Below are 3127 nucleotides of genomic sequence, written 5' to 3'. Positions count from 1 at the left end.
GGCTGCAAATCGACCGCAGCGGTCCATTTTTAACCGCCTTTTTGCCCCATAGCTCGGCTATGGGGCTGCAAATTCGGCAAAAACTGTCCTCGCTGGGGCCGATTTTCGCTTTCGACGCTCCAAGTCCGACAGGCTCCTAGGACGCACAATTCATGCGACCACGGGTTTGAAGACACGCAACCATTTACCTGCCGGCAAGCCCCAGCGTACCTCAATGTCTGCGGCGCGCTGCGCCAGCCCGGTCAGCTTGGGCCGGCTGGGGGTGCGCTGCGCGAGCACCACGGTATTGCCCTCACGCGTGGGTTTGAAGGCCCACAAGGCCTCCTGCCCGAAAGCCTCGGCCATGCTCTGAAGGCTGCGGTCAAAGCTTGATGCACGCCCAAAAAGGTTGACAGTCATGCAACCGGTATCCGACAGCAGCGCCCGGCAGTCCGCATAGAACGCTGGACTGTCAAGTACTGGCGCAGCTGCCTCATGGTCGTACAGATCCACGGCCAGCGCATCCACGGTACCGCGCCACATGGGGTTGCGAATTTCCTGGGCGGCGTCGGCGAGCACCACGCGCAGCTTGGGCCCATCAGGCGGCAACTTGAACCACTGCCGGCAGACTGCTGCCACCTGCGGATTGACTTCGATGGCGGTGGCACACATGCGCAGTTTTTTGTGGCAGAACTTGGTAATGGCGCCTGCACCCAGCCCCAGCTGCATGGCATGGCCCTTTGAAACGGTGGCCAGGTCGGTCAACAGCAGCCAGACCATCATGCGTTGCACGTACTCCAGCTCCAGCGCGAATGGCTCGGCCACGCGCATGGAGCCCTGGATCCAGGGCGTGCCAAGATGCAGATGACGGACCTCGCCATCGTCGGAAACGCTGACTTCGGGCAATCGTGCTGCCGGGGCTGTATTTTTTCGAGTCATCAGGCCATTCCATGCCGCATTTGGCATTCCTTCCAAGCGACAAATCTACGCGCAAAGCTTACGGCCGCAATGGCCGGGCTGGTAGAGGGCAGCTTAATGGATTCAACCCGTGAGCCAGAAACTGCCCTGCACGGGCCTCGGACTCCATGCAGGGCAGCCTGGGCGGCAGCATGATGCCGGACGCTTTCACCTCCGTTGTACGCGACGGCGCCCAGCCATGGGCATCGGGCCCAAATGCCAGCGATACCGCCAGGTGGAAACCTCCCAGCACCACAACCACGGTTCTGGCCGGAGATATTGGGCGCGAAGCCTATGAGCCTTACCCTGGGGTCGCCCACGCACTCGTGCGCTTGCCGTGTCGGGGCGAACGATACATGGACAATCCAAGCCATCACAAGCCTTTCCTGTCGGCTGCCACAAGGTCTCCACAAGCAGGCAGCAACCCGGCCAGACGTGGCAACGCTGCGATGGAATTGCGCCATGCGGTGGCCGCCCATTCGAGTTCATCGACCAGACGAAGACGGGCGATGACGTGCGCGATGCGCGGCAGTTCGCAGGGCGCATTGCGCAGATGTGGGAGGCCAGCGGCTCGCTGGGCTGCAGTGACATACAGCCAGTGCGGCTGGATATCGGGCGCATCCGTTTCCATGACCAGGGCGTCTGGTGGCAATCCCGCCGCGAGCCTGCGCAGCTGCAATGCGCGATCGTAGGTAGTCGCCCCTCCGAATCCGAGCTTGAAGCCCAGCGCCGTGAACGCATCGGCTTGCTGAAGGCTTCCGTTAAACGCATGGGCAATGCCGCCGGCCACCGGCAGGTCGCGAAGACCCTTGAGGATGTGGTCAACCGATCGGCGCACATGCAGGATGACCGGCAGGTCGAACTGGCGGGCCAGCCGGAGCTGCGCGCGGTAGAACCATTGCTGGCGCTCCCAATTCAGGCCCGGCACAAAGCCGTCGAGCCCGATTTCGCCGACAGCGACCAGTCTGGTGTCATCGCGACGGTCATGCAGCGCTTGGGCGAGCAGCTCGATGTCTTTCTCCTGCGCACGCCCGGTGAACATTGGATGAATGCCAAGCGCGTAACTGTCTCCATAACGGTGGGCCAGTGCCTCCACCGCATGCCAGTTGCCCCGCTCCACTGCTGGGAGTACACAATGCGCCACCCCTGCTGACGTAGCGCTTTGCCGGACTGCGTCACGGTCGGCATCAAATTCGGACGCATCAAGGTGGCAATGGGTATCGATCCAGACCAGGCTCATGCAGGAATGATGCCTCATACAGTCCTGCCCCGTGCAGGAGGCATCGATCCGTGCTACCGTCACAGCAGCGCTCATTGTTCGCGCGGTAAGTGAAGGTGACAGGATGCCCCGGCCCGCCCTCTACAGCAGTTCACGTCTCAGCCAAGGACGCCATCGGTCACAGCCTGCCGAGACTTCGGTGCACCGCACCGCCAGCCATATCCCAACCGCCAAGGGTGGCGAAGATGCCGCTGTTCCCCCCCGAACCGTCGATCCAGCAGGCGTCGTGATTTCTCAGGGCCAGATGAGGGTGCTATGGGCGGCCTTCCTTCTACTGACGATCCTTTTGGTCGCAAGCGCATGGTTGCGGCAACCGCCGGCGTCCCGCGCCATCACCCAGAAGGACATCGATGAGGCTGTAATGCGCACCCTTCAGGACACGGTCCCCCCTTCGGCGGCGGCTCGTGCTGTTGAGACCGTTGCTCCCTCGGTGGTGCGGGTCGCGGGGTTCACCCGCGGAAAAAATGGCAAAGACGACGTTGAGCGCAGCGTGGGCACCGGCGTGGTGGTCGTCGACAAAGGCATCATTTTGACCAACCTGCATGTCGTCACAGGGGTAGAGCGGATCACAGTGACGTTTCATGATGGGCTTGAGACCACAGCGAGCATCACTGGAGCACAGCCCGAAAACGACCTGGCGGTTCTCAGGGCCCACAAGGTGCCCGACGACCTGCAGGCAGCCGCGCTGCGTTCCACTCAGGATCTGAGGCCGGGCGACCATGTGGTCGCTGTGGGGTTTCCATTCGGCATTGGTCCTTCGGCATCGGCCGGCGTGGTGTCGGGGCTCAAGCGCGAATTCACCTCGCCCGAAGGCAAGAGTCAGCTCAGCAATCTCATCCAGTTTGACGCCGCCGCCAATCCTGGAAACTCGGGCGGGCCGCTGGTCACGCTCGATGGCGAAGTGGTTGGGAT

General features: G+C 62.5%; 3 protein-coding genes. 1 reads left to right on the top strand and 2 read right to left on the bottom strand.

The window, feature by feature from the left end:
- Nucleotides 1-150: 150 nt before the first annotated feature.
- On the bottom strand, nucleotides 151-918 hold the full coding sequence (locus tag ACK543_RS08010) for a spermidine synthase (protein WP_409942318.1): 768 nt from the start codon (nucleotides 916-918) through the stop codon (nucleotides 151-153).
- A 391-nt stretch (nucleotides 919-1309) separates the two neighbouring features.
- The gene (locus tag ACK543_RS08005; protein WP_409942319.1) at nucleotides 1310-2176 is read right to left on the bottom strand and encodes a TatD family hydrolase; all 867 of its coding nucleotides are present in this window, start codon (nucleotides 2174-2176) and stop codon (nucleotides 1310-1312) included.
- A 103-nt stretch (nucleotides 2177-2279) separates the two neighbouring features.
- Between ACK543_RS08005 and ACK543_RS08000 the strand changes: the two genes are divergently transcribed.
- On the top strand, nucleotides 2280-3127 hold an 848-nt coding region (locus ACK543_RS08000), incomplete at its 3' end, for a S1C family serine protease (protein WP_409942317.1).

Source organism: Acidovorax sp. (assembly GCF_046341535.1).
Classification (GTDB): Bacteria; Pseudomonadota; Gammaproteobacteria; order Burkholderiales; family Burkholderiaceae_C; genus Acidovorax.
Note: the sequence above shows the minus strand (reverse complement) of the source record. Positions and strands in the feature narration are given on the sequence as shown.

What these genes read in the sequence shown, in the direction of transcription:
- ACK543_RS08005 (WP_409942319.1), bottom strand. Translation starts at nt 2,176, where the DNA reads ATGAGCCTGGTCTGGATCGATACCCATTGCCACCTTGATGCGTCCGAA.
- ACK543_RS08010 (WP_409942318.1), bottom strand. Translation starts at nt 918, where the DNA reads ATGACTCGAAAAAATACAGCCCCGGCAGCACGATTGCCCGAAGTCAGC.